Below are 21,626 nucleotides of genomic sequence, written 5' to 3'. Positions count from 1 at the left end.
GTTTAAAAAAGATAAATTTGACGTATTTTTGCATAAACGAAAGGGACATGAAATTATTCTATATCATTCTGGGAGCCACCCCAAAAGGCAGAAATATTGAACAGCACGATGTATTCTTCGGGATTGCGGAAAACCTGAAGGACCTTGTTCCGGAGATGAAAAAATTCTGGAAGGAGGCAGATGGGAAAATCCATATCGATGCCTATCAGGAAGTACGGTTTGCAGACGGATACGAATTGAAAATCATGGAAAGGACAGAGAAAGATTCAGGTGATCAGCTGTACTTCATTAACCTTGGGGGATATAAACCGGGACATTTTGAAGAATTTCACGAGCAGCATCTTATGGTCGGCAAATCCATGGGGGAAGTTGTAAAACGTGTAAAGAAAACCGAGTTTTACCAGACCATGGGCTTCAAGGGAGCCGAAAGCCACATCGATGAAAAACACGGAGTGGATATCGATGATATCTTCAGGCTTAATGACATCCTGCCGGACACGATGAAAGAACGGTATTCCATTGTGCTGGAAAAATCCGAAGAGCAGGACCAGACCAATGTAATGCACCTGGGTTACCTCAGAATCGAGAAGCTGCAGTAATCTGATGCATTTCATCACCTTTAATAATAAAATCAATATAAATACAATAGATACAGAACAATGAAAATAGGAATTTTAGGCGGCGGGCAGCTCGGAAGAATGCTTATCCAGGAAGCATTGAAATATGACGATCAGTTTTATACCCTGGATCCAGCTCCGGATGCACCCTGCCACACGATTTCCCATTTTACACAGGGGAATTTCAATGATTACCAGACCGTAATGGATTTCGGAAAAGATAAAGAGGTGATCACCATTGAAATAGAACATGTGAATGCTGAAGCGCTGGCTGCACTGGAAGGGCAGGGCGTAAAAGTGGTTCCGAATTCCAGGATCATTACCATCATCCAGCAGAAAATCCTTCAGAAGAAATTTTATAAGGCCCATGGTATCCCAAGTCCGGAATTCCAGGTGGTGCGCGACTGGAATGCAGGGATAGTTATGCCACTGCCTTTCGTACAGAAAATGAATACCGGAGGATACGATGGTAAAGGGGTACAGGTGATCCGGACTGAAGAGGAGCTTCAAAAGCTCTGGAAAGAGCCGTCTGTCCTGGAAGCCTTAGTGGATATTGATAAAGAGCTTTCCGTGATTGTTGCCAGGAACGAAAACGGGGAAACCAAAACTTTCCCGGTGACTGAAATGGTGGCTGACCCGAAGCTGAATCTTCTGGATTTCAATATCTGTCCTGTGCATCTCAGTGAGGAAATTACCACGCAGATTGACCATATCACTGGGAAATTCCTGGATGCAGTCAATTCACCCGGATTATTTGCCATTGAATTATTCCTGGACAAAGAAGGAAAAGTATGGGTGAACGAAACGGCGCCAAGGCTGCACAATTCAGGACACCAGAGCCAGGAAGGAAATGCGAATTCGCAGTTTGAACAGATGTACCGGGTGGTGAAAAACCTGCCTCTGGCCGATACGGATACCATCACTTACAGCGGCATGCTTAATCTGGTGGGTGCGGAAGGTCACACAGGAAAAGTACGATACCAGGGAATGGAAGAATTGCTGAAACTGCCGAAAACCTATGTTCACCTGTATGGTAAAACCGAAACCAAGCCCGGAAGAAAGATGGGGCACATCAATGTACTCGCAGACTCCAGGGAAGAACTGATGGATAAGCTTATCAGGGTTAAAGAAATGGTACAGGTCATTGCCGGATCATAACAAAACAAAGGCTGCCGAAGAGGCAGCCTTTGTTTTTAGCATTACTGGATATGGCAATTCATCTATCAGTTTATTTGAATATCTTTTTAATGATGTTCCCGATTTCCATAAAATCTCCGTGGTTGCCTACCGAGCGTTCCTCGGCGTTATCCTGGCTGTATTCAGAAAAAGGATAGATCAGCAGGTAGTTGTTGTCCTTGAGGTATTTGTTAAGCAACTCAGGGATGAATCTCATCCTTGGAATATAAGATGCCATGCCTCTTTTCGCCATCAGTACGATCAGGGCTTCGTCTTCCTTAAGTCCGGCCGCCGTCTGCTCAGCGTCACGCCAGGTGTTCATAATGATGAATTCCGCTTCAATATTCGCTTTTTTAATAATCTTCTGAAGGATTTCCAGGATCACTTCAGGAGCGTAAAAAGTCATGGTAGCTCCCGAGTTACGGGCGATATTCCAGACCCTGAGCAGCGCATGGAAGAACCCGGGTTCGAGGTGTCCGTTTTCCGGGATCATGACCGCATATTTCTTAATGGTGGATAAAGGCTGTGCCGCATGATAAACCAGCACATTTACGTCATCATTCTGAAGGTAGCCGTTATAAAGATTATAAACGAAAGACGGCGAGAAGCCTTTGACATCTTCAAGACCGATGATCAGGTCGGTGATATTCTGTTCTTTGATCACATTATTAACACCGTTGATTACATCATTGTCATATCTCTTCAATGCCTGTAGCTTTACATCTGCCGCTGCTGCAGTATCTGTAGCCTGATGGAGGATTTTTTCAGCATTTTTTACGGAAGATTCGTTTTTATCTTCGTTGATCACATTCAGGGCAAAAACATGATCGGTATTGGAGTGTGCCTTGATCAGCATTCCCAGGTTAACCATTCTTTCCACGGTTTCCGGATGGTTAACCGCGAGCAGGATATTCTCCTCTTCATGGCTGTTTCCGGATACGGTATCTTCATTATCCTGCTGTGCAATTTTCTGGGCACTGGACATGGAAACAAAGGATGAAATGGTACAGGAGATTAATATAAGAAGGATACTTCCGTTCAGTACATGCTCATTCAGTAATCGTATAGGTTCCCCGCTTTCTGTTTCGGAAATAATGATGTTGTATCCAACAAGTACAGTTGCAAGAGTAGCGGCTGCTGATGCAGAACTGAGTCCGAAAATCAGCGTTCCTTCTTCCTTGCTGAAACGGAAAGTCTTTCTGGTGATGACGGCAGATATGTATTTCCCGCCAATAGATGCTGTAAGCATGATGAGCGCTACCTTGAGCGTTTCAAAACTGTTGAAAAACACTTTAAAGTCAATCAGCATACCTACACTGATGAGGAAGAACGGGATAAAGATTGCGTTTCCTACAAAATCAACGCGATTCATCAGTGCAGAAGTATGAGGGATAAGCCTGTTAAGTGCCAAACCAGCGAAGAATGCCCCTATAATGGACTCTACTCCGGCCAGTTCTGCTAACATGGCAGCAAGATAAATCATAACCAGAACGAAAATGTACTGTGAAATCTTATCATTGACTTTCTTAAAAAACCAACGGCCGATTAACGGGAAAACCAGCAATACAATCAATCCGAATATAATAAACGAAACCGACAGCCGGATCCAGAATGATGTACCTACATCGCCCTGAACCATGCCCACAACTACAGCAAGAACCAATAGGGTGGCAACATCAGTGATCATGGTACCGCCTACAGTAATATTGACCGCCTGATTTTTTGCTATTCCCAGCTTACTGATCAGCGGATATGTGATCAAGGTCTGAGAAGAAAAGAGGCTGGCAAAAAGCACCGAAGTAAGAACCGAAAACTCCAGAAGATAGTATGAACCGAGAAACCCTAAAATAAATGGGAAAATAAATGCATAGCCACCATAACCAAGGCTTTTCCATTTATTTCTCTTAAAATCCCCCATATCGATCTCAAGCCCGGCCAGGAACATGATATAGAGCAATCCGGTAGTCCCTGTAACCACAATGCTGCTGTCTCTGGAAAGGATATTAAAACCGTTCGGACCTATCACGGCTCCGGCAATAATTAATCCCAGCAGATGAGGAACTTTGATCTTATTCAGCAGCAGGGGAGCGGCGAGGATAATGATTAAAACCAGCAGGAATTTCAGGACCGGGTCTTCTATGGGAAAACTCAGGTTATGTATGTTCAGTAAAATCATAGGTGTTTATTTTGCAGCGCGTACCAGTTCAACGGAAAATTTAGCCATGCAGGTATTGTCTACCGCAATCGTTCGTGTTCCTTTGATCTTATTGGCAGAAATATCATTCAGGATCACATTCATATCCACCATTTTTTTTGAGGTTGAATCCGTTTTAAAGTTGAGCTTTATTTCATTGTTGTCCATTTTTCCGGAGTAGATCCGTACCAGGTTATTGTTGTTGATGATTTTCGTCACCAGCTGGGTAGAATCGCTATCGAATTCCCATGCATCCGTACGCTGGTCCCCGATAACATAGTCACTGCAGTTGGATTCCGTACAGATGACTTTTCCGGTCCATAATCCGGCAATTCCAGTTGGCCAGGAGGCGATGGTCACAGAATCTTTTTTAGCAAAGATGCTGTCCCTCATTTTGAGGAGTGACTGATATTCCGATTCTTTCTGGGCAAACAGTTTCTCCTTCTCCAGCAGCTGCTGCTCCCTCGCTGCCAGACCGGCTTCTTTTTCCTTGTCACCGCAGCTGATGATCAGGAGTGCGGCCGTTAATAAAATAAATATTGTGTTTTTTTTCATAAAAAATAGGTTGATGCATGAAGATAGGGAAAAATTAGCAAAAATGAAAATTATGACCGCGTTAATCTGATCTTCCGCTGCTTAAACATAGAGCGCTTATAATTGATGATGAAGACACCCAGGATAATCAGGACCGCAGCGACAATAAATTTCCAGGTGATTTTTTCATCCAGTATCAGCCAGCTTAAGAATATTGAAATCACCGTATTAATATATGCCAGTATGGAAACCTGCACGGCGGAAATTTTAGTCAGGGCATAATGAAAAGCGAAGAAAGCCGCTACCGAGCCAAATACGGCAAGGTAGATCATTGCCGCCACACTTTTGAAGCTCCAGTTTCCGAAATTATAATCTTCCGAAAACATAAAAGCAAAAATAATCTGGAGTACTCCGGCAAAAGAGAACTGGTAAAACAGGTTGAGGAAAATGTTTTCCGTCTGTATGTTGAGTTTTTTGGTAAAGATGGTCCCGGATGCCCAGCCGGCAATAGCGATGAATAGAAAGATGATTCCTTTGGCATAAGCCGGATTAGCAAGGTCACGTACGCCATGCCAGAAGATAAAGACAATCCCGCTGAAACTCATCAACACGCCTACGAGCGATTTCAGGGTGATTTTCTGTAAACCGAAAGCCGCACTTCCCAGGAATACAATAATAGGGGAGCAGGCACTGATGAGCGATGTTACGCTGCTCGTCACAGTTTCTTCCGCTACGGTGGTCATTCCATTGGCTACGACCAGCATCAGCAAGGAAAAAATAATCTGATAAGCCAGGTTTTTCCATCCGATCCATTGAAACTGTTTCCTGTATAAAAGGATACAAAAGATGATGACTGCGGCCAGAAACTGACGGATCCCGGCAACAAACCAGGCCGGAATGGTTTCTACGGCTACCCGTATCGACAGAAATGTAGTTCCCCAGACAATGGCAACGGTGAGGACAGCAATCATGAGTTTGTAATCTTTCAAAACAGTGCGGAATTGGTGTGATGTAACGGAATGATTCAATTTTTAAACCAAAAGGGGCCTCAGGAATAAGTTTTAAGTCTTTTGCAGGTCCGGCCTATAATTTTTATCTTTGACCATCTAATATAATATAAAGATGGTAGGAATTATTATGGGAAGTCAGAGCGACTTGCCGATCATGGAACAGGCCGCAGGTTTCCTTAAAAGCCTGAATATTCCGTATGAACTTACAGTGGTTTCCGCACACAGGACTCCTGAACGGATGTTTGATTATGCTAAAACGGCTCAGGAAAGGGGACTGAAAGTAATTATAGCCGGAGCCGGCGGAGCCGCACATCTTCCCGGAATGGTGGCCAGCTGTACTACGCTTCCTGTGATCGGGGTTCCTATCTTATCCAGCAATTCTATCGACGGATGGGATTCAGTGCTTTCCATCCTGCAGATGCCGGGTGGTATTCCAGTGGCTACGGTTGCTTTAAACGGGGCACTGAATGCCGGTATCCTGGCCGCTAAGATACTAGGCAGCGGTAATCCGGAAGTTGCCGCTAAACTGCAGCACTACCAGGATTCTTTGAAAGATAAGGTGCTGGGAACAGTGGATGATATCAAAGCAAAGCACCCTAACCGGTACGATCAGTAAAAGACAGCGCTATTTATAATTTCGACCCCGCCAAAGGCGGGGCCGAAATTATAAAGCATGTTTCCGTATATGTAAGATGCATCAGGAAAGACATGTGATCCCTATGATGCATTATATGTTATTTTTTAATGAATTTAAAAACCAAAGCTGTATCATCTCCTGTAATTTTCAGAAGATAATTGCCGGGCACAAGATGTCGGATGTCGATATAGCCCTTTGTAATGCTACCGGTGTTTAATATTCTTCCGGTAAAATCAGTGATGAAATAGTTTTTACCCCCTTTTATATTTTTCAGATAAATCGTTTCAGAAGCAGGGTTAGGATAAATGCCTACCGGTTCCGGTAATTCTGTTTCGGATGCGCTTAATACTGAATTACAGGTCGGATTATAGCCGTCTCCGGTAACAGACCAGTTTTTCTGGCTGATCAGGCTGGTTCTTGCGGCAATGGCAAGAGGGTGTTTATAATACAACGGCATTGCATTGCCGAGATTGATATTCTGGGGTGTTTGTGGATTGTTGTTCCATCCCACCAGAGTGCTATCGTAATTCTGGCAGTTCAGGCCGGAAAAATTAAGCATATCAACAGCAGAAACAAGGGAGGATAGATTCCACGAACCGATATCCTGGTTGAATGCCATTGCCTGGGCAAACATCATATCCATATTGGTTACCCCGGATGTATCCCATTCACCAATATTCTGGTTGAACATAGCTGCACCGTGAAACATATGCTCCATGGTTAACGCACCAGAAGTATCCCATTCTCTCAACGGCTGGTTAAACTTAAGGGCCATATCAAAAACATACCTGAAATCGGTCACATTGGAGACGTCCCAGCTGCCTATCGGTGCATTGAATATATCTGCAGCAGAAAACATGGAGTTGATATTGGTCAGCGTACTGGTATTCCAGTTATTAAAGCTTGCATTACCTACCAGGGAAGAACAGATGTAAAACATTTCTTTGGTACTGGTGACCAGGCTGAGGTCGGGAGCATCGGTTGCCGTTACATCGAGATTGGAGCACAGCGTAAATGCATTCTCGAAAGTCTGCCATTGGGTATTTCCCCACTGTGCCACTTCAAAAATCTTGGCCATATCGGGACAGGAATAAATCGGGACCACTGAATTATCAAAAAACCTGATCTGGCTGAAGTTCCCGTTTCCTTTGCTGACTTTCACCCGGTATGCTGCTGAAGAAGGAACAGGATTGTAGGCATTCCCGAAATCAATCACTACTTCATTGGCTGAGGTTATATTATCCAGGGTTCCGCTATGCTGAGGATACCCTATTTCTTCCCAGTAAATGGTATAGTTGGTCCCTTTTCCCGGAAAGTGAATCAGGTTAGAGGTCCCCGGTTTCCAGACGGTGATAAATTCATTCTGGGCACTGATGCCGGTCCAGAAAAGGATCAAAAAAGTAAAAATCAGGAATTTTTTCATAGGGTTAGTGTAGTGGATGCATAAAGATAGTATTTTAAACGAATAAAAAATGATATTATTCCAATTTATGGGAATAAAACAAAATTTTTTATTGATACTGTATTCTGAACAGCCATATTCAGAAAAGTACATAAAAAAAAGGCCCACCGTATGGGTGAGCCTGAATGTTATTCCTGAAGCATATTGTCGCGGGTATTTTTCTGGACGGCGATAGCTCCGAAAAGTGCCAGGAGGAAAGCAAAGGAATAAAAACCTTTTTCACTCGGCAGGATCGTGGCATTCCACAGGCCTATGGCCAGAAGTACGATGGAGGAAAGGGTGGCGAACCAGCATATTCCATAGTAGATATCGGTTACCGGGATATTTTCCAGCCGGTCCCGCACAGCTTTTTGCAGGGAAACTACTGCAAACAGGCCATACAGAAGGATCGTGAAATAATATCCTTTTTCATTCAGTTGCATCTCTGCCCTGGCCAGTCCTACAATAAAGCCGATCATTCCGGCTCCCAGCGCAACCCAGGATGCTGCGACAAACGCATTTGATACTCTTTGTTTTTTCATGTTTTAATTATTCAGAACGTCAAATATATCATTTTTATCTGATTGCCGGCAATAACTGAAATTATGTAATTGTATTATACAAGACTATTCTTTTGTGCATAAAGCTGAAATCAGCGTGCATATCCAGCTCCTCAATGCAAAAAGCCCTCCATAAGGAAGGGCTCATATTTATTGTATCAATAATCTATTATTGATTAGTATCTGTAATACTCAGGTTTGAACGGCCCGTCTACCGTTACTCCGATGTATTTTGCCTGCTCATCGGTAAGCGTTTCAAGCTCTACGCCTAATTTCTTAAGGTGAAGGGCAGCTACTTTTTCATCCAGGTGCTTCGGCAATGTATATACTTTATTCTCGTATTGGCTGGAATTAGCCCAAAGTTCGATCTGCGCCAAAGTCTGGTTAGAGAAAGAGTTGGACATTACAAAGCTCGGGTGCCCTGTTGCACATCCTAAGTTCACCAGTCTTCCTTCTGCAAGGATGATGATTTCATTTCCGTCTACATTGTATACATCAACCTGCGGCTTTACTTCATACTTGGTAGAACCGTAGTTTTCATTCAGCCATGCCATATCGATTTCGTTATCGAAGTGTCCGATATTACAAACGATGGTTTTATCCTTCATCTTTTTGAAGTGCGATCCCTGAACGATGTTGAAGTTACCGGTAGTGGTAATGATGATATCTGCGTTATCAACTACGGTATCCAGTTTCTTCACTTCATATCCCTCCATGGCAGCCTGTAATGCACAGATCGGGTCGATTTCCGTTACGGTAACGATAGAACCTGCACCTCTGAAAGAAGCTGCTGTTCCTTTACCAACGTCTCCGTATCCGCAAACCACCACTCTTTTACCGGCAAGCATTACATCCGTAGCTCTTCTGATAGCATCTACTGCAGATTCCCTGCATCCGTATTTGTTGTCGAATTTAGACTTGGTTACCGAATCATTCACGTTAATTGCAGGCATTACCAGCGTGCCGTTCTGCATTCTTTCGTATAATCTGTGAACTCCTGTCGTAGTTTCTTCAGAAAGTCCTTTGATCTCTTTGGTCAGTTCAGGATACTGGTCAAATACCATATTGGTAAGGTCTCCTCCGTCATCCAGGATCATGTTTAACGGCTTCCTGTCTTCTCCGAAGAATAACGTCTGCTCAATACACCAGTCGAATTCCTCTGCATTCATTCCTTTCCATGCATACACAGGGATTCCCGCAGCGGCGATGGCAGCGGCAGCATGGTCCTGGGTAGAGAAAATATTACATGAAGACCAGGTTACTTCAGCTCCCAATGCAACCAATGTTTCAATAAGCACGGCAGTCTGAATGGTCATGTGAAGACATCCTGCGATTCTTGCTCCTTTAAGTGGCTGCTGAGCTCCGTATTCTTCACGGATTGCCATCAAACCAGGCATTTCAGCCTCAGCAAGAGTGATTTCCTTTCTTCCCCAATCTGCCAGGGAAATATCCTTTACTTTATAAGGAACGTATTGCGTTGTTGTTTCCATCTATATGAAATATTTTTCGCAAATTTACGAACTAAAATCCTGTTGACCAAAAATATGCCGCTCTACCGAGATTTTTCAGATGACAATGCTACGATCCTGGTGTGGAAGTATGATGATGCCGAAAACCTGGATCCGGATGAACTGCTGGAACCCGAAAATGCTGAAAAAGTAAAAGATTACCATCCTAAAAAACTTCTGGAGGTCCTCATGGTTCGGAAGCTGCTTCAGGGGTTAAAACCGGGAGCTAAAATTCTGTACCGGGAGCGGGAGCCTTTCCTTTCTCCTAAAGATGCGGAAATTTCCATTACCCATTCCTTTCCTTTTGCGGCTATTGCGATTTCCAAAAATAAGATTGGGATCGACCTGGAACGGTTTACCTCAAAAATTCTCAGGGTCGTGGACAAGTTTACCTATGAACATGAGCGCGACTTTATTCCCGCTGATCAGGAAGAAACCTATTATACCATTATCTGGAGTGTTAAGGAAAGCATGTACAAGATCCACCATTCCAAATACTGGTCTCTGAAAAAAAATTATGAGGTGCGGCCGTTCCAGCTGAAACACCTTCACCATATCCGGTGCAGGGTTTATGATGAAATTTTCTCAGATGAATTTAAAGCCCGTGTTGAGTTTTTTGATGATTACTGCTTTACGATTGTGGAGGAGTAGTGTGGGATTCTTGCCTGTATTTTTCAATCACTTTCCGCTGTTCCCTGGCCACGTCGTAAATCAGTTCCAGAATGTCATGGATGTTCTTCAGTTCCGTAAGGTGGGATACTTGATCCGGATCCCTGCGGTCAAAGATTTCATGCTCAAGGATTTCACTTTTACGCTGTAAAAGAAGTTCTTCAATTTCGTCATCCGGCGTCAGGCGGCTTTCCATCTGAAGCGCTTTATCAATATCTTCCCCATTTAGCAATGTGAAGATCTGGTTCATTTCAGCCTCAATCTTTCGGCTCCAGCTTTCTGCATCGATCTCAGGATATTTTTCCTGATTTTTGGAATATTGTGAGAGCGAGGCGATATAGGCGGTGATCAGATGCGATGTGGCAACAAACTGATGCACCACTTCCAGTTTCTTACGCTGGTTTTTAGGTTCTGAAATCATCCGCTGGAAATTATCGGAGAGGTTAGCCAGTGAAATAATGGCATTTTTACGCTTCACCTTATAATCCTGCATATTAAATCCATCCGTGAGAAATTTAGACATGACGCTCTGGAAATAGATCAGGTTGCTTTCCGCACATTTTTTCATCAGGTCCAGGTTTTGGGTGTGTTCCCAGACCGGAAGTACGCTGTATGAAACCAGGAACGCAATGATCCCTCCGATGGCCGTATCCACAATCCGGTCCCTGAAGATGATATTGATGTGCCCAGGACTTAAAAAATTGAAGCCGAGAAATACGTACATCGTCATGAACAGGACTGCCCAGAAATACTGTATTTTAAGCAGGCTGAAGCAGAGGATCATGCTGATCATCAGCATGGCAAAAAGTACAGGGCCGGAACTCACAAAGAACAAAATTCCATAGGCAAGTACCGCTCCGGCTATGGTACCGTAAAGACGGAGGAGATTCCTCTTTTTGGTAATAGAGTAGGCGGGCTTCATGATGGCAACGGTTGTGATGAGGATCCAGTACGTATGTCCTATTCCGATAAACTGAAAGAGGGAAAACAGGTATCCGATCAGCAGGGCAGTGGTAACCCGTACCGCATGGCGGAAATGGGAAGAGGATAATGAAATGTTGTTCCGAAGCACTTTAAAGTTGATCTTTTCTTCATTGGGAAGGAATTTTTTGATGTCAAGACCTGTTGAAAGGCTTTTGGCCAGCTTTATATCCTGTGAAAAGATCTTGTAGATGTCATTGATGTCCTTAGTAATTTCATTAATACGCATCAGGATCTGCCTCAGGATCATGAAATTCTCCAGCGTTGCAGGGTTCATCTGTTTGTTTCTGAGCTCAAAATAATTGGAGTTGAGCTGTTGAAGTTCCAGTTCCAGATTCAGTACTGGCCTTGCCCTCGTCCCGATCTGAAGAGAGAGCCCTATATTGGTAATTTCGTTGGAAAGAATGGTCAGATAGTCGTGGATATTAACCAGGATCATACTGTCTTCAAAGCTCTGCTGAAGTTTCTGATAGTTGCTTTCGGAAGTCATCAGCTTTTCATGCAGGTCCATGGAGCTGAGGAACATCAGCATCAGGAGGCGGCTCGTAGTTGTGGATTCATTAACGATAGTCCTGGTCTTGAACACGGTTTCCCGGGTATCTTCCTGTAAATTCTTGATTTCAATCTGTTTGGCGATAACCTGGGAGCTCAGCTTATCAAAGTCCGGACGTTTCTGGTAGTATCCTGCTTTTATTTTGAGAAACTCACTCAGCTGAAGGTAATTTTCCCCGATCATCTGGCTGGCCAGCTTGTAGGGCTGGATGGTGGTCACAATAAGGAAGATGATCAGGAACCAGATGCATCCCGCAGCAAAAATCAGGAGGCTTCTTACGATATTGCCGCCTGTAAGGTGACCATCTATGAAAATCGCCATCACGACTAGAGCCAATGAACCTACTGCGGCAAGCCGCTGCCCGTAGATCCCGATCAGGGAGAAAAACATGCCGAAGACTATGATTTCCAGCAGGACCAGGATTTTAAAGTTCATGATCAGGCTGGCGATCAGCGCAACAATCAGGAAGCAGACTACCGCAAAGCTGAGGGCATTCCTTCTCCGGATAAAAGGCCCGGGCTGATCCGTAAGCGCAACGAATATTGTTCCCAGGGGAAAAAGGTAGTATTCTTTCAGTACCCCGAAATGAACGAGAACCAGCGAAGGAAGGACCGTAGCCAGGGTGATCCTGATGGCAGAATATACAGACTGGCCGGTAATGAATTTTTTGAGTTCCGCTGAATAGTTCATCATGCAAAAATACTTATTGTAGGGAATTGTTCTTATAAAAATAAGACTTTATCTTTTCATCTTACAATAACGCAGCCATATTTCCCTGATTAATCCTCCACATTCATTTTCAGCGGCTCATTTCAGTCCGCTCCGGCATCGGGCAGAAAACAGAAAAGCCTCATCATATGAGGCTTTATATATATATATATGGAAGAAATCTCCGGATTAATAATCTACATTGGATGTTTCGTCTCCGATATTCCAGGTAAGACCGAACCGTAAGGTATTATCCAAAGCTGTGTTGATCTTGGACATGTTGATCAGGTAAGAAACGTCCAGTCCGAAAGAACGGTACTTCAGCCCGATACCGGCGGTGGCAAACTGTCTTGCTCCCTGCTGCTCGCTTTCGTGGAAGTATCCTCCTCGTACGGAAAATGCATTGTCATAAGAATATTCCAGCGCACCGCTGTACATGATGCTGTTTTCGTTCTTGAACGATTTTCCGATCCCTGCGATAGGACCTACGTTGGGAATGGCGTACATCGGCTGTCTCGTATTCGGGTCGATGCCTACATATTCTGATCCGGGAACCAGGATTTTAGAACCTTCAACGCTTAGTCCAACACGGTTCACATCGTCAAGATACATATCATACCCTACACCCAGTCTGGCCATGGTAGGAAGATAGGATCTGGATTCTTCATTTCCGGTATAATCCAGTTTCGGACCCAGGTTCTGAACAGCAAAACCTGCGTTAACCTTACCGTCATATCCGCCAAAACTGGAGAACCTTGGTGAAGTATAGTATCCTGAAACGTCTACAGCAAACGAATTGGCAGGCTTAAGCGTAGTATCTGTGTTGAATCCTCCGGCTAAGTCGGAACGGATGTACCTTCCTGTTACGGCCATGGAATAAGAATCGGAAAGTTTCAGCCCGTACGCGATATCAATGGAAAACTCGTTCGGTTTTGAAGTTCCCATAGAAGTAACATCGTTACCTACCAGCTGCGTAAGATCCACTTCTCCCATATTGAAGTAATAGATACTGGCAGAGATGGTAGATCTTTCTTCCTGTCCCAGGAATTTGTGAAATGCACCGTACAATAAGAATACATCATTGGTAAGTTTGCTCATGTACGGCGTATAGCTTACACCAACAGAAGAACTTGTTCTGCTAAAAGGGTATTTGGCCGCATTCCAGAATTGGGAAAATGCATCCGGAGAAGTTACGACACCCTGGTCTCCCATACCTCCTGATCGTGCATCCGGTGCAATTCTTAAAAATGGAGCCCCGGTGAGTACCGGTCTTACTTGACTTAAGTCCTGGGCGTAGCTTAAAAAACCAGCACCTAACCCAAATCCTAAAAGCAGTTTAGTAGTTAAATTCATATGTTGTCTTTTATATATTATCAGTCTTTTATAATTATTCTTAACTATTATTATTTTAAATTATTTCAAAAGTACCATTTTTTCTACAGCTGTAGCACTTCCTTTGCATTTTTCCTGATTCTGACTTTTTGCAAATATCTTAAAAATATACGTACCTTTTGCTACGGTTGATCCAAAATCATCTCTACCGTCCCATTCAATGGCCTGCCTTGGCGTTCTGAAGCCCTGCAGGAAGGGTTCTGCCATCACAGCCTGGGATATGGTCTTCACCAGTTTTCCGGTAATGGTATAGATCTGGACATTCACATCCAGGATATCATCACAGTTATGCTCAAACTGGATGTACGTTTTATTGGTAAAAGGATTAGGCCAGTTCAGCGGGCGGTTGATGGCCAGGTGCTGGTCCGCTTCATCCTTAACTTCAAAATTTAACGTAGCAGAGCTCGAATTATTGTTGATGTCCCAAACTTTAAAGGTAAGCTGGTGCTGGCCTAAGGCTAAATTCCTGAAAGGGTAGGTTACATTCCCTTTCTGATAGTCTGCCAGGCTCGGGCTCAGGCATCCGTTTCCTTCTCCTGAGGTATAGAAATCATTCAGGACAATCGTGTTGATAATCTGCCCGTCAAGGTATACGGTAATATCATGTCCCACTCCTGAACCCGTAGAGTTGATCCCGGTGTCATCTGTGATGCACGCCAGCAGGGTAGGGTTCTGATCGGTAATTCCGCCGTCTGCGAAATTCGTGTTGTTCATATAGAGTTTTACCTTAGGCGGCTGGTTGTCATTAATTCCGTTAGGGTTGATGTCTCCTACCTGTACAGACATATTATTGAATACATCAGAAGATTTGTTGTCTGCATATCCCAGGATCCTTCCCTGGCCTACAGCATAATTGATGTCCTTCGGTACATAAAACTCTATGGTAAACACTCCGTTTACCGCCATACCGGAAGCCTTTACAATCGCACTTCCTTCTTCGGTATATTGAAGGACCGGAGTAAGGTCTCCGTCATTATTCAGCGTCGTCTTGTTCAGCCTTTTATCGAAGATGTTGATGACCACGCGGCCGTTGAAGCCGGTGTTGATGGTTCCGTTGTTATTGTTGATGTGTCCCTTGATCTTCACAAAATCCAGCCCCCGGATCAGTCCCGGAACAGGGGTTTCTATATTATCAATCACCAAAAGTCTTTTAGGACGGCTGAGTTTCATGGCAGGGTCGCCCAGAAGGTTTACTTTCAGGTGGTTTCCATCGCTTCCCCTCTGTTTTTTGGCATTCAGGTGAGCATAGCCTAAAGTATCGAAATCATCATTCGTCAGTTTAAAGATGTTCTGGGTATACAGGTTGGTGAAATCAATTCCGTATCCCACGGCAATCGCCCGGCTGGAGGTGATCATCATCGCAGGTCCTCCCTGCTTCAGCTTGATGAACTGTTCCCCCGCAGAAGCAGTTTCCGGATCATCCCAAAGTGTGAACTCACATGTAATCGTAGATACAAAAGGGAACCTGCTGTATACATTGGTGAAATTATTGGCATTCTGGATTTCATCCAGCGTTAAAACCCTTTCCTGTGCCCATCCGTTGATCCCTCCGTGCCCGAAGTAGAACAGGTACAGGCTGTTTCCGATATCATTGGATATTGCCTGGTTGACCTGTGGAAAACGCTGTCCTCCAGCCGTACTCTGGGCCTGGAAAGCATCAAGATACAGTTTCCTGATATTGTATTCCTTAAGACTGGTATTGGTAGGCTGTTCAAAAATACTGACCAGCGAATTGTTCATTACGGTATGGAAAGGAACTCCGCCATCATTATCATCATCCGCTACAAAGTCAAGCTTCATCCTCCATTCCCCGAAAGGAGTAGACTGTCCGGAAAGGGAGTTATAATAAGCCAGGGTCTTATCTATCATATTCCCGGCTTCCGTCACGTTGGCAGCGGGAATCCTGCCTATTGGAAGGTCCGGAAGGTTGTTGACGATGTACACAGAAGTCTGCGGCTGCGTCATTACAATATAGTCGTCCGTAACAAAAGAGCTTACAAAATCCCCTGATTCCTCACTTTCGTAGCTTGATACCACATTGGTATTCCCGGAGATCCTGTTTTTATAGTCATACGACGTATCACCTAAAATAAGGACATATTTCAGGGTTCCCGCCGGAGTATTCAGCCTGGTTACAAAATCCCTGATGGCTGTCAGGTCCCTGCTTCCGCTTCCGAATTCGTTGTAAATTTTATCCGTATCAACAATCTGAACGTTGTAGTTGTTTTTCGTCTGATGATAATTGGCCATCCTCTGGGCCTGTCCCATCATTTCAGGAACCGTAATAATAAGGTAGTCTACATTCTGTAAGGCAGAAAGGTTCTGGTTGTTGATTTTCCCTACAAACTGCGGGCTGTAGGCAGCATCGGATTTAAAAGCCACAAATTCATTATTGAAATTCTGGTTGGTTGCTGCATATCCGAAGCTGAATGTTGCATTATTCCCTGCTTTGTTTACCTTCCGGGTTGCATTGGTGATGTCGGTGACATCCCATACCTGTTCAACACCGGAGGCATTGGCAATGCTGAACCCATATAAGGTATTGGAACCGCTTGCCAGAGAAAAATCCCTGAAATTCATCTGCGAACCGTTGAAGCTGAGGTTATCCTTATATTGTACTTCCAGGTAATCTACGTAAAAGGTACCGTTCGGATTTACGCTGATATTAGGATTCAGGTTAAAGGTAATCTGGTTTCCGCTTAAGCTGGAAATGACCCCGTCGTAGCGTACCGGAAAAAAATCATAATTGACATTGGTACCGTTAGCCGGAACAGCAATAGTTGTTGTATTCTGATTGTTAATGGTAAATTCAATGCTGTTTTGCTGGGCTTTGTAGCCGACCACCTGGGCCCGGTAACGGATAAGGTCACCGCCCTGAATGGCAGAACCGGTAGTGAAGGTAACTGTTTTAGCTGTTGTAAAAGGCGTTTCATCCACCCATAACCGGCCCACCTTCATCAGGTTCTTCTTATCATTATCGATGAACTGGTAATTGTCGTACCGGGTGATCAGCGGAGTAGCAGGGAGATTGGCATCTGCAACCGGCACCCTTTTGCCGGCACCTTTATCAAAATTAATATAATAATAAGCGTAGTCTTCATAGATGTTTTTTACGTGCTCGGTATTGTCATTACGCGTATCATGTCTCTTGATACCGTTTCCGTTGGTAGAATTATAGAGGTTGTAGCCGTCCGGTCCCTGGGCATAGAACAGAGCATAGTCATTATCGTTCCATACACCGTCATCTTCTCCCACTACCTGGATGGCATTTTCCTGCAATGCACTGTATTTAACATCCTGGTTGTATTCAGGGAGCATGACACCCCCGTTTCCGTAAATCCTGAAATTTTTAGGATTAACCGAAGAAGGATTGATCCCATTGGCACTCAGGAACTGAGATGTGATTTTAAAAATCCCTGACTTATCTACTTTGATTTTATAGAAATTACCGGAAGCCAGCGGATTGTTGGTCGTCCCGACCTTTGCCGTACTGCCGGAAGGAATGGACTGGGCTGATTCAGAAATATCAAATGAAGACAATCTCTGAATTCTTCCTCTTACATTTTTGAACAGAGAGACGCTGATGCTGGCATACCGTTCCCCGTCCAGGTAATAATACGCTACATCCGCAATATCATGATCGGGTAAAAGCTCCTTCTGGATTTCAAAGACGTCTTTAGTTGAAACGCTCTCCCAGGATGGGTTTGAAATTTTTAATTGCTTTTCTCCGACCTTTTGTTTTGTTACGATAAAAATGTTATTTTGGCTGTAAGAAAAACCTTCGTTTTTGAAATGAGGAAGATTGAGTTTTGTGTCACCGAAGTCCTGAATTTTTGAGCCATCCCATTCTATGGAGGTTTTTTGGGCCCAAAGTGTTGATACAGAAGTTATTAGAAGTAAAAACGTAATTTTCAGTTTCATGTTTGTTATTGAAATTGCTAAATTACAAAATAAACGAAAATATTAGAATTAAATTATAAGACAATAAAATTAATTTGTCAACGTTTTTCAAAAAAATCAAATCTTTATTTGATTTATTGAATAATTTATTTTTTCTTTGTACTTTGAAAATATTTATATCGACTATGAAAAAACTAAAGTTGTTTTCATTAATTGCATTAAGTTCTACACTTGCATTAACCAGTTGCGGAGGATCTAATAATGGCGGCGGTACTAAGAAGTTTGTCAGCAAAACAGGTTGGAAACCAAACGAAAAACAAGGTTGGTTTTTTGCAGGAAAGCAACAAAAGCAGAAGGGGTGGCCGGGAATGGTATATGTAGAAGGTGGAACTTTTACAATGGGATTAGTGAAAGATGATGTTATGCACGATTGGAATAACTCGCCGCGCAGAATGCAGGTAAGTTCATTCTTTATCGGAGAAACTGAAATTACTAACTACGAATACCGCGAATACCTTACATGGTTGAAGTATGTATTCCCACCAAGTGACCCAAGCTTTAAAGAAATCTACAACGGTGCCTTACCGGATACTTTATTGTGGGACAACAAACTATCCAGAAACGATTACAACGAAACCTACTTCCGTTCTCCGGAATTTGATTACTATCCGGTAGTGGGAGTTTCATGGACACAGGCGAACAGATACTGTGAGTGGCTTACAGACAGAGCCAATGAAAAAGCCCTTATGCAGGCTGGTATCATTGCAAAAGACCTGTACATGAACGAATCCAACAACCAGGGAGGTACGGCTTTCAATATGGATAAATTCAAGTCGAACGATCCTGAAATTCAGGGATATATCAATGAAAAAAGACTGCAGCAGAGAACCGGTATGAAAACGACCAACCAAAGGCTCCTTGCTGCAAACAGAGCACCTAGTGCTGCCATGGTAACCAAATTCAGACTTCCTACTGAAGTTGAATGGGAATATGCAGCTTTGGGTATGGCTAAAAACAGAGAATACAACCAATACTTAGGTAAAAAGCCTGAAATCGAACAGTTAAGAGGGACCAAAGGAAGAAATAAAGGCATGTTCCTTGAAAACTTCAAAATGGGAACCGGTGACTATTCCGGTATTGCAGGATGGAAAAACGACGGGTCTGCAAGGACTTCGGACGTAAGAAAATATCCTTCCAATGACCTGGGAATCTATGGGATGTACGGAAACGTTTCTGAATGGACTGCCGATGTATACAGACCGATCATCGATGAAGATTTCAGCGACTTCAACTACTACAGAGGAAACATGCCTCAGGCTATCGTAAGAAACGGTGACGGTACTTACAAGATGGTAGACGAAAGCAGCATCAAATATGATACGCTTGATGACGGAAGACTGGTTTACAGAAACCTGCCTGGCCAGTTTGAAAGACAGACTATCGCTGACTTCAGAAACTACAGAGACGGAGACAGACAGTCTTCTCTTGAGTACTACAGAGCATCAGATTCTTCTGCCTCTTTTGACATGTACAATGCTCCGCAGAGAAGGTTCATCGTAGACGGAAGCGGAAAAGTAGTGTTACAGAAAGATACTAAAAACAGAACTTCAGCGATGTCTAACGACATCAGAGTGATCAAAGGAGGTTCTTGGCAGGATACGGCTTACTGGCTGGATCCGGGTCAGAGAAGATATAAAGACCAGAATAAAGCGTATGGCTGGATCGGTTTCCGTGTCGCTCAGGATGCAATGACGAATGACAAGAATAGAACGAGAAGATAATATTATCAAAATACTTATGAAAAACCTTCCGGATTTCCGGAAGGTTTTTTATTTTTGACCCATGAATGCAGAACAGTTTTATCCGTTATTTCTACAGTCCGGAAAGGTAACCATAGACAGCAGGAAAATAGAGCAGGGCGACATTTTCTTTGCTTTCTCAGGTGAGAATTTCAATGCGGCTGAACACGCAGAAAAAGCTGTTGATGCTGGTGCTATAGCTGTTATTGTGGAACAGCAGCAGTTTGAAAACACTGAGCGGAATATATATTATGTTCCTTCTACACTGGAATTTTTACAGGCATTGGCCGTTTACCACCGGCATCAGCTGGACATTCCTGTCATCGGGCTTACAGGCAGCAACGGAAAAACCACGACCAAAGAGCTCATTCATGCCGTACTTTCCCAAAAATTCAACGTACAGTATACATCCGGAAACCTGAACAACCATATCGGGGTTCCCTTAACCCTGCTTTCCATAAAGCCGGAACATGAAATGGCCGTCATTGAAATGGGAGCCAACCACCAGAAGGAAATAGAGCTTCTGTGCAGCATTGCACAGCCGGATTTCGGGTATATCACCAATTTCGGTAAAGCCCACTTGGAGGGTTTCGGGGGATTTGAAGGGGTAATTAAAGGTAAATCTGAGCTGTATGATTATCTTAAGAGTCATCAAAAGACCATTCTCGTCAATGAGGATGATGCCATTCAGAAAGAAAAAACGGAAGGATATGCCCACAGGATCACATTCGGAACAGAAAATTCAGACTATAGATTTGATCTGATGACTCAGGAGCAGTTCGTTGGCCTTCAATATCAGGGAATCCAAGCAGTTTCCAAACTCACCGGTATTTATAATTTTACCAACTTATGTGCCGCCGCCGCCCTGGGATTGCATTTCGGGATTGATTTTGAAAATATCAAAGAAGCTGTGGAAAGCTATACACCCACCAATATGCGTTCACAGATCGTTAAAAGACCGGGTAAAACACTGGTGATGGATACCTATAATGCCAATCCGAGCTCCATGGCAGCATCGCTGCAGAACTTCATTACTTTTGAAGGCAGCAAGACGATCATCATCGGAGATATGCTGGAACTGGGAGAGGAGAGCGAAGAAGAGCACCTTGGCATCCTGGAACTGGCCCGTCAGCTTGGCTTTGACCAGGTCATTACCGTAGGGAAAAACTTCAGAACCGTTAATCAGGATACCGAAGCTTTTGAAAGCACGGCGGAACTGATGGACTATTTAAAAGAACATCCTGTCCGGTCGGAGAATATCCTTCTGAAAGCTTCCCGCGGAATTGCCCTTGAAAAGGCGGCAGATCTCATTTAATCCAGGTTCCGGAATTCCTCGATAATAAGTTTGATGTTCTGAAAAGTGCTTGGGAAAACCTCGCTTTCGATCTGTCGGGCATTTTTCCACGCTACTTCCGTGATGCCTTCCTCGATCTGAGGGGTTGACGTATCTTCACCGCTAAAGCTCATTTCGAACCAGTGGGTACATTTAAGGATCTTTTCACCGTTCCTTTCCACATAGACATGGTAGGTGGTATTGATGAACCGGATAAGGTTGACATTGCGTAACCCCGTTTCCTCTTCAATTTCACGTACGGCAGACTCTTCACGGGATTCGCCTTTTTCCATTTTGCCTTTGGGAAGGTCCCACCTTCCGAGCCTTTTGATAAAGAGAATTTCGCCATCCGGGTTATTCACGACACCGCCGGCAGCTTCTATAATTCTGAACAGTTTGCGGAACTCATCCCAGATTTCATCGATAGATTCACCATATACATTCAGCTCTTTTACCGAAGTGTTCTCCAGAAGGTCCAGCGCCATTTCTAAAGTTGTGAAACTCTCGTAGCTAAGCTTCTTTTCCATTGCTTCAGGCTGCTTAGACAGTAATAATTTTTTTTCGTTCACAAAAACTTTATACATTTGTAAGAATTAAGAATTAAATACAAAAAT

General features: G+C 43.7%; 16 protein-coding genes. 6 read left to right on the top strand and 10 right to left on the bottom strand.

Annotated elements, in window-relative coordinates; all coding sequences use genetic code 11:
* Positions 1 to 47 precede the first annotated feature (47 nt).
* Complete coding sequence (locus CGB83_RS06105) at positions 48 to 599, top strand: DUF1543 domain-containing protein (protein WP_100075018.1); 552 nt, start codon at positions 48 to 50, stop codon at positions 597 to 599.
* Between the two features lie 60 nt (positions 600 to 659).
* Entirely contained in the window at positions 660 to 1,775 is a 1,116-nt protein-coding gene (locus CGB83_RS06100) for a 5-(carboxyamino)imidazole ribonucleotide synthase (RefSeq protein ID WP_100075017.1), read from the top strand.
* A gap of 70 nt (positions 1,776 to 1,845) precedes the next feature.
* Here the strand turns inward: CGB83_RS06100 and CGB83_RS06095 are convergent, their stop codons facing one another.
* The 3 genes from CGB83_RS06095 to CGB83_RS06085 are packed head-to-tail and all read right to left on the bottom strand — an operon-like array spanning position 1,846 to position 5,510.
* Entirely contained in the window at positions 1,846 to 3,969 is a 2,124-nt protein-coding gene (locus CGB83_RS06095) for a cation:proton antiporter (RefSeq protein WP_100075016.1), read from the bottom strand.
* Between the two features lie 6 nt (positions 3,970 to 3,975).
* The gene (locus CGB83_RS06090; RefSeq protein ID WP_100075015.1) at positions 3,976 to 4,542 is read right to left on the bottom strand and encodes a hypothetical protein; all 567 of its coding nucleotides are present in this window, start codon (positions 4,540 to 4,542) and stop codon (positions 3,976 to 3,978) included.
* 50 nt (positions 4,543 to 4,592) lie between these two features.
* On the bottom strand, positions 4,593 to 5,510 hold the full coding sequence (locus tag CGB83_RS06085) for a DMT family transporter (protein ID WP_100075014.1): 918 nt from the start codon (positions 5,508 to 5,510) through the stop codon (positions 4,593 to 4,595).
* 133 nt (positions 5,511 to 5,643) lie between these two features.
* Here CGB83_RS06085 and purE point away from each other — a divergent pair, with 133 nt between their 5' ends.
* Entirely contained in the window at positions 5,644 to 6,147 is a 504-nt protein-coding gene (gene purE / locus CGB83_RS06080) for a 5-(carboxyamino)imidazole ribonucleotide mutase (protein ID WP_100075013.1), read from the top strand.
* Between the two features lie 118 nt (positions 6,148 to 6,265).
* On the opposite strand, the gene CGB83_RS06075 is transcribed toward purE, so the two are convergent.
* The 3 genes from CGB83_RS06075 to ahcY form a co-directional block, all read right to left on the bottom strand.
* On the bottom strand, positions 6,266 to 7,591 hold the full coding sequence (locus CGB83_RS06075) for a BspA family leucine-rich repeat surface protein (protein WP_172954681.1): 1,326 nt from the start codon (positions 7,589 to 7,591) through the stop codon (positions 6,266 to 6,268).
* A gap of 167 nt (positions 7,592 to 7,758) precedes the next feature.
* Positions 7,759 to 8,151 (bottom strand): inner membrane protein YiaA, encoded by a 393-nt coding sequence (yiaA, locus tag CGB83_RS06070; protein WP_100075011.1) that lies wholly within the window; start codon positions 8,149 to 8,151, stop codon positions 7,759 to 7,761.
* 194 nt (positions 8,152 to 8,345) lie between these two features.
* Positions 8,346 to 9,659, bottom strand: coding sequence for an adenosylhomocysteinase (gene ahcY / locus CGB83_RS06065; RefSeq protein ID WP_100075010.1), 1,314 nt, complete (start codon positions 9,657 to 9,659; stop codon positions 8,346 to 8,348).
* Positions 9,660 to 9,713: 54 nt separating this feature from the next.
* Here ahcY and CGB83_RS06060 point away from each other — a divergent pair, with 54 nt between their 5' ends.
* Positions 9,714 to 10,328 carry a 4'-phosphopantetheinyl transferase family protein gene (locus CGB83_RS06060; RefSeq protein ID WP_100075009.1) on the top strand — a complete coding sequence of 205 codons (615 nt, stop codon included), beginning with the start codon at positions 9,714 to 9,716 and terminating at the stop codon, positions 10,326 to 10,328.
* Here CGB83_RS06060 and CGB83_RS06055 read toward each other — a convergent pair.
* From CGB83_RS06055 to porU, 3 genes are all read right to left on the bottom strand, one after another.
* Positions 10,309 to 12,570, bottom strand: coding sequence for an FUSC family protein (locus CGB83_RS06055; RefSeq protein ID WP_100075008.1), 2,262 nt, complete (start codon positions 12,568 to 12,570; stop codon positions 10,309 to 10,311). The genes CGB83_RS06060 and CGB83_RS06055 overlap by 20 nt on opposite strands.
* Before the next feature lie 207 nt (positions 12,571 to 12,777).
* Positions 12,778 to 13,941, bottom strand: coding sequence for a type IX secretion system outer membrane channel protein PorV (gene porV / locus CGB83_RS06050; RefSeq protein WP_100075007.1), 1,164 nt, complete (start codon positions 13,939 to 13,941; stop codon positions 12,778 to 12,780).
* 60 nt (positions 13,942 to 14,001) lie between these two features.
* Positions 14,002 to 17,901: a type IX secretion system sortase PorU gene (porU, locus tag CGB83_RS06045; RefSeq protein WP_100075006.1), complete on the bottom strand. Its 3,900-nt coding sequence runs from the start codon at positions 17,899 to 17,901 to the stop codon at positions 14,002 to 14,004.
* A gap of 164 nt (positions 17,902 to 18,065) precedes the next feature.
* On the opposite strand from porU, the gene gldJ reads away from it, so the two are divergent.
* Both gldJ and CGB83_RS06035 read left to right on the top strand, forming a co-directional pair.
* Positions 18,066 to 19,661, top strand: coding sequence for a gliding motility lipoprotein GldJ (gene gldJ, locus CGB83_RS06040; protein WP_100075005.1), 1,596 nt, complete (start codon positions 18,066 to 18,068; stop codon positions 19,659 to 19,661).
* 61 nt (positions 19,662 to 19,722) lie between these two features.
* Positions 19,723 to 20,994, top strand: coding sequence for a UDP-N-acetylmuramoyl-tripeptide--D-alanyl-D-alanine ligase (locus CGB83_RS06035; protein WP_100075004.1), 1,272 nt, complete (start codon positions 19,723 to 19,725; stop codon positions 20,992 to 20,994).
* Here CGB83_RS06035 and CGB83_RS06030 read toward each other — a convergent pair.
* Positions 20,991 to 21,596 carry an NUDIX hydrolase gene (locus CGB83_RS06030; protein ID WP_100075003.1) on the bottom strand — a complete coding sequence of 202 codons (606 nt, stop codon included), beginning with the start codon at positions 21,594 to 21,596 and terminating at the stop codon, positions 20,991 to 20,993. The genes CGB83_RS06035 and CGB83_RS06030 overlap by 4 nt on opposite strands.
* Between the last annotated feature and the right edge of the window lie 30 nt (positions 21,597 to 21,626).

It is taken from the genome of Chryseobacterium camelliae, assembly GCF_002770595.1.
Classification (GTDB): Bacteria; Bacteroidota; Bacteroidia; order Flavobacteriales; family Weeksellaceae; genus Chryseobacterium; species Chryseobacterium camelliae.
This window is presented reverse-complemented; position numbering and strand designations above follow the sequence as displayed.

Bases quoted from the DNA above. Each gene is read 5' to 3' on its own strand.
- CGB83_RS06105 (WP_100075018.1), top strand. From the start codon at position 48: ATGAAATTATTCTATATCATTCTGGGAGCCACCCCAAAAGGCAGAAAT.
- CGB83_RS06100 (WP_100075017.1), top strand. From the start codon at position 660: ATGAAAATAGGAATTTTAGGCGGCGGGCAGCTCGGAAGAATGCTTATC.
- CGB83_RS06095 (WP_100075016.1), bottom strand. From the start codon at position 3,969: ATGATTTTACTGAACATACATAACCTGAGTTTTCCCATAGAAGACCCG.
- CGB83_RS06090 (WP_100075015.1), bottom strand. From the start codon at position 4,542: ATGAAAAAAAACACAATATTTATTTTATTAACGGCCGCACTCCTGATC.
- purE (WP_100075013.1), top strand. From the start codon at position 5,644: ATGGTAGGAATTATTATGGGAAGTCAGAGCGACTTGCCGATCATGGAA.
- CGB83_RS06075 (WP_172954681.1), bottom strand. From the start codon at position 7,591: ATGAAAAAATTCCTGATTTTTACTTTTTTGATCCTTTTCTGGACCGGC.
- yiaA (WP_100075011.1), bottom strand. From the start codon at position 8,151: ATGAAAAAACAAAGAGTATCAAATGCGTTTGTCGCAGCATCCTGGGTT.
- ahcY (WP_100075010.1), bottom strand. From the start codon at position 9,659: ATGGAAACAACAACGCAATACGTTCCTTATAAAGTAAAGGATATTTCC.
- CGB83_RS06060 (WP_100075009.1), top strand. From the start codon at position 9,714: ATGCCGCTCTACCGAGATTTTTCAGATGACAATGCTACGATCCTGGTG.
- CGB83_RS06055 (WP_100075008.1), bottom strand. From the start codon at position 12,570: ATGAACTATTCAGCGGAACTCAAAAAATTCATTACCGGCCAGTCTGTA.
- porV (WP_100075007.1), bottom strand. From the start codon at position 13,941: ATGAATTTAACTACTAAACTGCTTTTAGGATTTGGGTTAGGTGCTGGT.
- porU (WP_100075006.1), bottom strand. From the start codon at position 17,901: ATGAAACTGAAAATTACGTTTTTACTTCTAATAACTTCTGTATCAACA.
- gldJ (WP_100075005.1), top strand. From the start codon at position 18,066: ATGAAAAAACTAAAGTTGTTTTCATTAATTGCATTAAGTTCTACACTT.
- CGB83_RS06035 (WP_100075004.1), top strand. From the start codon at position 19,723: ATGAATGCAGAACAGTTTTATCCGTTATTTCTACAGTCCGGAAAGGTA.
- CGB83_RS06030 (WP_100075003.1), bottom strand. From the start codon at position 21,596: ATGTATAAAGTTTTTGTGAACGAAAAAAAATTATTACTGTCTAAGCAG.